Source organism: Pantoea sp. Ft-CA_14 (genome assembly GCF_024520875.1).
Classification (GTDB): domain Bacteria; phylum Pseudomonadota; class Gammaproteobacteria; order Enterobacterales; family Enterobacteriaceae; genus Pantoea; species Pantoea agglomerans.
Genome location: NZ_JALNPM010000003.1, coordinates 443409 through 450690 on the forward strand (window position 1 = coordinate 443409; position 7282 = coordinate 450690).

Genomic DNA, 7282 nt, shown 5'->3' on the forward strand with positions numbered 1-7282 from the left:
CGCGGCCCTGAACTTTTATGCCTGCTCTGCTGGCTAACGCTCTGTCACAGAGCCAGCGTCCTGCCAGCCTGCCCTGTAAAATTCCTTTCTCAGAACAGTGATGCTCAGCGCCCTACCGGACGCCTGCTCAATATCAGACCAGTGCCGGGCCTGTCAGCCCGTCGATCATCACCTGCGGAATACCACGCGAGCAGTGTTCGATACGACCATCGACGCCATACACTTTTGCCAGAGTGGCAGGCGTGATCACCTTATCCGGCTGCCCTTCCGCCGCCAGCGCGCCCTGCTTCAGCATCAGCGCATGTTGCGCATGACGCAGTGCAATATTGATGTCATGCACCACTACCACCGTCACGATGTTACGCTGAGCGGTTTCGCGCCGCACCAGATCCATCACGTGAAACTGGTAGTTGAGATCCAGCGCGCTCAGCGGTTCATCCAGCAGCAGCAGCTTAGGGCGACGGATCAGTGACTGCGCCAGCCCGACCAGCTGTTTCTGTCCGCCGGAGAGCTGATCGAGATATCGCATCGCCAGATGGGCAATGCCCAGTTGTTCCAGCAGATGCATGATTTCCGCTTCGCTGCTGGCGCTGTGCAGACCACCGGAGGCACGCTGCGCCACGATGATCGACTCCAGCACATGCAGATGCACGCCCGCAGGCAGCGACTGCGGCAGATAGACCACGTTCTTCGCACGCCGGGCAAACGGCTGGGTCATGAGATCCTCACCGTTGAGCCACATCTCGCCCTGGCCTTTATTCAGACCGGCCAGTGCACGCAGCAGCGTCGATTTACCACAGCCATTCGGCCCCAACAGCACGGTGATCTCGCCGCGCGGCAGCGGCGCGATATTAAGATTATCAATGACTTTATTTTTTGGGTACCCGGCACTGAAGCCGCGTAACGTCAGACCCTGTTCCATCATACCGTCCCCCGATGACGCAGAATAATACTCAGGAAGAACGGCACGCCAATCAGTGAGGTGACAATGCCAACCGGGATGATTACACCGGGGAGCAGGTTTTTCGAGGCGACCGACGCCAGCGACAGCACCAGCGCACCGACCAGCGCACTGGCGGGCAGATAGAAACGGTGATCTTCACCAAACATCATGCGGGCGATATGGGGAGCGACCAGCCCAATGAAACCGATCGGGCCGACAAACGCGACCGCCAGGGCAGAGAGGATACTGATGCGCAGTAACGTAGTCAGGCGCAGACGACGCACATCAATGCCAAAGCTTACCGCGCGGTCTTCGCCCAGACGCAGCGCCGTCAGCTTCCAGCTGCTCATCATTGAAAACGGTACCAGAATGGCCAGCGCCACGCTCAGCACGCCCAGCTTTTCCCAGGAGGCGCGCGCCAGGCTGCCCATGGTCCAGAACACCAGGCCCTGCAGGGTATCTTCGCTGGCGATGAACTGCATCATGGATACCAGAGCGTTAAAGGTGAAGACCAGCGCGATACCGAACAGCACCACGCCCGCCGAAGAGACCTGAGTCCAGCGGGTTACGGCATCCAGCATCAGCGCGGCAAACAGAGCAAAGACAAAGGCGTTGGCAGAAATTAACCACTGATCGGGAATGCCGGGAATACCCACGCCGAGGATGATGGCCAGCGCGGCGCCAAACGCCGCCGCCGATGAGACACCGAGGGTAAACGGACTGGCCAGCGGGTTATTAAGGATGGTCTGCATTTCTGCGCCCGCCAGACCCAGCGACAGGCCCACTACCAGCGCCATCAGCGCATAGGGCAGACGAATGTCCCAGACAATGACGCGCGTGCCGGCATCCACGCTCTCGGGGCTGAGCAGCGTATTCCACAGCGTTTCAAGTGAGAGTCCCGCCGGACCCAGCGTGAAGTCGAGGATCAGCGAGGCGAGTATCGCCAGCAACAGCACGCCAATCCAGATTAAGCGGCGGCGCAGCACCTGATGATAGTTTTGCATGGTGTGGTGAAGCGTCTCTTCCCCCGCCAGCAGCGAAGTTTCGGTAGTCATGTTTGAACCCTGTGTGGCTATCACGTCAGAAAACGCAGCCACAATAGTGCAGGTGATAATAATTATCAATTCGAGAACATAAGCGAGACGTGAAAAAACAGTAAAAAACGGTGTTGCAGGCAGGAGAATGGCTCAGGGAGCCTGCGCCTTTCGCAAAGACGCAGAACCCGCCATCCCTGGCGGGTTTTGTGCGGGCGATGACGCAGAGTTAATCTTTGTGAACCGGGAACTCCATTTCGCTGTACTTCACGAAACGGCTGCCGCGCGTCAGCTTGTAGCCGAACCAGATAATCAGGAACAGCGGAATGCCGATATAGGTTGCCGCCACGCCATACCAGTCGATGCTGTCGTTAAGGAATGCCTGGTAGTTCTGACCCAGCGTGATGATCAGGCAGAGCACAAAGGCGAAAATCGGACCCAGCGGGAAGAAGCCGGAACGGTAAGGCAGATCGTTCAGGTCACGTCCCTGGGCCACATAGCCCCGACGGAAGCGATAGTGACTGATGGCAATACCCAGCCAGGCAATAAACCCGGTCATGCCTGAGGTATTCAGCAGCCACAGATAGACTTCCTGATTACCAAATTTTGAGGTCAGGAAGCACAGTCCGGCCACCACGGTGGTGGCCCACAGGGCATTACGCGGCACGCCGCCCTTTGAGAGCTTCGCGAAAATCCGTGGCGCTTTACCTTCGCTGGCAAGGTTGTAAAGCATACGCGTTGACGCATACATCCCGGAGTTACCCGCTGACAGCACAGCCGTCAGGATCACCGCATTCATGACGGCGGCGGCAGAGAGCAGACCGGCGTTCTGGAACACCAGGGTGAACGGGCTGACGCTGATATCGTCGATATCATTGTGCAGCAACTGCGGATCGGTGTATGGCAGGATCAGGCTGATAATCAGGATAGCGAACACATAGAACAGCAGGATACGCCAGAAAATCTGCCGCACAGCGCGCGGAATATTTTTCGCCGGATCTTCAGATTCGCCCGCCGCGATACCGATCAGTTCGGTGCCCTGGAAGGAGAATCCCACAATCATCGCCACCCCGATCATGGCCGCAAAGCCGCCCGCAAACGGCGCGTCGCCCACCTGCCAGTTTTGCCAGCCCGCATGTTCAGCACCGCGCATAATGCCGGTGATCATCAGCACGCCAACGATGATAAAGATAATCACGGTGGCCACTTTAATCAGCGAGAACCAGTATTCCGCCTCGCCAAAGCCTTTGACCGAAATGTAGTTGAGCAGGAACATCAGCCCCAGGAACAGCGCGCTCCAGATCCAGCCAGGCGTGTCGGGGAACCAGTAGTTCATCACCAGCTGGGACGCTACCAGGTCAACCGCGATGGTCACCGCCCAGTTGTACCAGTAGTTCCAGCCGAGTGCGAAACCAAAGCCCTCTTCGACATATTTCGCGCCGTAGGTGGCGAAGGAACCCGATACCGGCATGAACGCAGCCAGTTCGCCGAGGCTGGTCATCAGGAAGTAGACCATCAGGCCGATGAGGATATAGGAGAGCAGTGCTCCACCGGGGCCAGCCTGAGCGATGGTGGCACCGGAGGCGACAAACAGGCCGGTACCAATGGAGCCGCCGATGGCGATCATCGTCAGGTGACGGGCTTTTAACGCACGTCGTAATGCAGGTTGTTGTGTTGTATTTGAGTCATTATGCATGTGTTAACGCTACGCTGGGTAAAAATGAGGCGCGATTGTAGCAGCCAGATCGCCTCTGTATAGCGAATGCCAACCTGTTATTAGTTAACTTCATGATCGCGCCGGAATTATTAGTAATTACTCGCGACAATAGGAAAAAAAGCGCGTCAGTGCTTTGGAAATATGCTTCTGCCGGTGATGGATGCGATAGAGCGTGCGGATGAGACGCGGCAGCGGAATCGTCAGTTCAACCAGCGTGCCCGCCTCCAGCAAATCGGCAATCACCCGGCGCGAAAGACAGCTGATGCCCATGCCGTGCCGCACCGCATGTTTAATCGCCTCTGAATTGCCCAGTTCCATGCCCAGCTGAAAACTCGGCAGATGCGACAGCAGCAGATAATCGACAATTTCACGGGTGCCGGAGCCGCGTTCGCGCAGGATCCACGGGGCGTCAGCCAGGGTTTGCAGCGTCACCGGCTGTTGCAGAATCGCCGCATCTGGCGCGGCAAACACCACCAGTTCATCTTCGAGCCAGGGCTCGCTGACCAGCTCGGTCATATGGCACGGCCCTTCAATTAATCCGACATCGACGCGGAAATCGGAAACCGCCTGAATCACATCCTGACTGTTGCCGACACTCAGCTCCAGCGGCAGGCGGGGAAAATCGCGACGATAAGCGGCCATCATGCCTGGCAGCAGATAGTTGCCGATGGTGCTGCTGGCAAAGATGCGGATCGCGCCGTTATCCTCTTTAAACAGCTGCTCGATTTCGCCCGCCTGCTCCAGCAGCCCTACTGCACGGGGATAGAGCAGCCGTCCATGCTCATTGAGCACCAGCCGTTTGCCGACGCGGTCAAACAGTTGCACGCCGAGCTGACTCTCCAGATCGGCCAGCGCTGCACTCACTGCGGACTGCGACAGCGCCAGCAGTTGCGAAGCCTGAGTGGTGGAACCGCTCTTAAGCACTTCGGTGAAAACTTCAATTTGCCGCAGCGTAATGTGCATCGTTGCCTCTTAACTCAGTGACTGCCTGACCAGGTAAATGATTAATGCCAGCCAGATCAGCCCTATCGCCACCAGCCAGCCTGCAATCTTTTTGCCACGCGAACGTTGAGACTGTGCCCGCTCGCTGCTGCTGATGCGCACCTCTCGCGGCAGTAAACGCAGCAGCACCATGACGCCCGTCGGGATAATCACCGCGTCATCCAGCAGACCGACAAAGGGGATCACATCAGGAATAATATCAATCGGGCTGATGCCATAGGCGACCAGCCCCAGCATCCCCAGCTTGTTCCACCAGGGTGTGCGGGGATCGAGGAAGGCAAACCCCAGCACAAACACATCTCTTTTGATCAGCGTCGCCCAGCGGCGCAGACGCGAAACTATCATGATTGCTGCCTTATCGTTTATTCTGGTTAATTATAAATATATTATCAATTTCACTTTTAAGCCAGTTGCCATCATGATCGGGTCTCAACCAGGAGGAGTGACCACCATGACTGAACTGAGCATCGCTAAACCGCATCATCCCGTTCCGCTCTGGATCCCGGGTCTGCTGCTGACCGCCGTGATTGCCGGGGCAGCCAGCTGGCTGGCGCAGCAACCGATGATTGCTGCCCTGGGGCTGGGTTCACTGACTCTGGCGATTATGCTGGGCATCCTGGTCGGTAACAGCATCTATTCGCCGCTGGCGTCACGCTGCGACAACGGCGTGCTGCTGGCTAAGCAGAAACTGCTGCGGCTGGGGATCATCCTGTTTGGCTTTCGCATCACTTTACAACAAATCGCTGACGTCGGTTTCAGCGGCATCCTGATTGATGCGCTGACCCTGACCAGTACCTTCCTGATAACCTGCCTGCTGGGCATGCGGCTGCTGAAGCTGGATCGCGATACCGTCTGGCTGATTGGTGCGGGCAGCAGTATCTGCGGTGCTGCGGCTGTACTGGCGACCGAGCCGGTAGTGAAAGCCGCGCCGTCGAAAGTTGCGGTGGCTATCGCGACCGTGGTGCTGTTCGGCACGCTGGCGATCTTTATCTATCCGCTGCTGTGGCCGCTGGCGCATGAGCTGTTCCCGGGACTGAGTGCGGCGCAGTTCGGGGTTTTTACCGGCTCAACCATCCATGAAGTGGCGCAGGTGGTGGCCGCCGGACACAGCATCAGCCCGGAAGCCGAGAACAGCGCGGTCATTGCCAAAATGCTGCGGGTAATGATGCTGGCTCCCTTTTTGCTCTGCCTGAGCGCCGTGATACGCGGCAAACGTCAAGGAAGCAACGCGCGTCAGGCTGTGACATTTCCCTGGTTCGCCCTGCTGTTTATCGGTGTTGCACTGTTTAACTCGCTGCAGCTGCTGCCTGCCATGGTGGTGGCGACGCTGAATCAGCTGGCGGGTCTGCTGCTGGCGATGGCGATGGCGGCGCTGGGATTGACCACCCGTTTCGGGGCATTGCGTGAGGCAGGCGTTAAACCGCTGCTGCTGGGTGCGCTGGTGTTTGTCTGGTTAATCGCGGGCGGCGGTGCAATCAATCTGCTGGTGCAACATTTCATGGGCTAGCGGCATCGGGTATCATGCCGTCTCATCCGTGCACAGCCCCAGGAGAAAGGCATGAAATATATTGGCGCACACGTGAGTGCGGCAGGTGGCGTGGATCAGGCAGTGATCCGCGCCCATGAAATAGAAGCCACCGCCTTCGCGCTCTTTACTAAAAATCAACGTCAGTGGAAGGCCGCCCCGCTCTCGACTGAGGTGATTGATGCTTTTCGCGCCGCCTGCGAGACGTACAAATTCGGTCCGCAGCAAATCCTGCCGCACGACAGTTTCCTGATAAACCTGGGTCATCCGGTTGAAGAGGCGCTGGAGAAATCCCGCGCGGCTTTTATTGATGAACTGCGACGTGCCGACCAGCTCGGCCTGACTTTGCTGAACTTCCATCCTGGCAGCCATCTGCATCAGATTGATGAGGAGGCCTGTCTGAAGCGGATTGCGGAGTCGATCAACATCGCTCTCGACCAGAGCCAGAATGTCACCGCCGTCATTGAGAATACCGCCGGTCAGGGCAGTAATCTGGGTTTCCGCTTCGAGCATCTCGCCACCATTATTGAGCATGTTGAAGATAAATCGCGTGTCGGCGTCTGTATTGATACCTGCCATGCGTTTGCCGGTGGTTATGATCTGCGTACCGAAGCGGATTGCGAAGCGACCTTCGCCGAATTTGAGCGCATTGTCGGCTTTAACTATCTGCGCGGCATGCACCTTAACGATGCCAAAAGCGCCTTCGACAGTCGCGTTGACCGCCATCACAGCCTGGGTGAAGGCAATATCGGCAAAACAGCGTTTAGCTGGCTGATGAAAGATCCGCGGTTTGATGGCATCCCGTTGATTCTGGAAACCATTAATCCCGATATCTGGAAAGATGAGATTGCCTGGCTGAAAGCCGAACAGCAGGGATAGAAAAGGGAGCCAGCTGGCTTAATGCTGGTCAGTTAAGATTAGATTTGTAAAGGCTGTCACGGTCAAACGTGGCCGCTTTTTTGTCAGTGCGAGCGAGCCGCAGTGCGGGCCTGAGCACCTCTGCTGCTGCCGGGCCGTCCTCGCGCCGCTCACGCGGTACCTTCGGCTTTGACGTCGTGCCG

Annotated in this window: 7 protein-coding genes; 2 read left to right on the forward strand and 5 right to left on the reverse strand. The window is 57.5% G+C overall.

Features of this window, described 5'->3' with window-relative positions:
* Positions 1-133 precede the first annotated feature (133 nt).
* The 5 genes from NR195_RS07845 to NR195_RS07865 form a co-directional block, all read right to left on the reverse strand.
* Entirely contained in the window at positions 134-922 is a 789-nt protein-coding gene (locus NR195_RS07845) for an ABC transporter ATP-binding protein (RefSeq protein ID WP_050680545.1), read from the reverse strand.
* On the reverse strand, positions 922-1998 hold the full coding sequence (locus tag NR195_RS07850; protein WP_010248280.1) for an iron ABC transporter permease: 1077 nt from the start codon (positions 1996-1998) through the stop codon (positions 922-924). Before NR195_RS07850 ends, NR195_RS07845 begins: the two co-directional genes overlap by 1 nt.
* A gap of 208 nt (positions 1999-2206) precedes the next feature.
* Positions 2207-3673, reverse strand: coding sequence for an amino acid permease (locus NR195_RS07855; RefSeq protein ID WP_022625044.1), 1467 nt, complete (start codon positions 3671-3673; stop codon positions 2207-2209).
* 117 nt (positions 3674-3790) lie between these two features.
* Entirely contained in the window at positions 3791-4657 is an 867-nt protein-coding gene (gene yieE / locus NR195_RS07860) for a DNA-binding transcriptional regulator YeiE (protein WP_010248285.1), read from the reverse strand.
* 9 nt (positions 4658-4666) lie between these two features.
* Positions 4667-5041 (reverse strand): YkvA family protein, encoded by a 375-nt coding sequence (locus NR195_RS07865; protein ID WP_256844382.1) that lies wholly within the window; start codon positions 5039-5041, stop codon positions 4667-4669.
* Between the two features lie 106 nt (positions 5042-5147).
* Between NR195_RS07865 and NR195_RS07870 the strand changes: the two genes are divergently transcribed.
* A complete protein-coding gene (locus NR195_RS07870; RefSeq protein ID WP_256844383.1) occupies positions 5148-6203 on the forward strand; it encodes a YeiH family protein in 1056 nt (351 codons plus the stop codon).
* Between the two features lie 51 nt (positions 6204-6254).
* A complete protein-coding gene (nfo, locus tag NR195_RS07875; protein WP_010671008.1) occupies positions 6255-7100 on the forward strand; it encodes a deoxyribonuclease IV in 846 nt (281 codons plus the stop codon).
* Positions 7101-7282 lie beyond the last annotated feature (182 nt).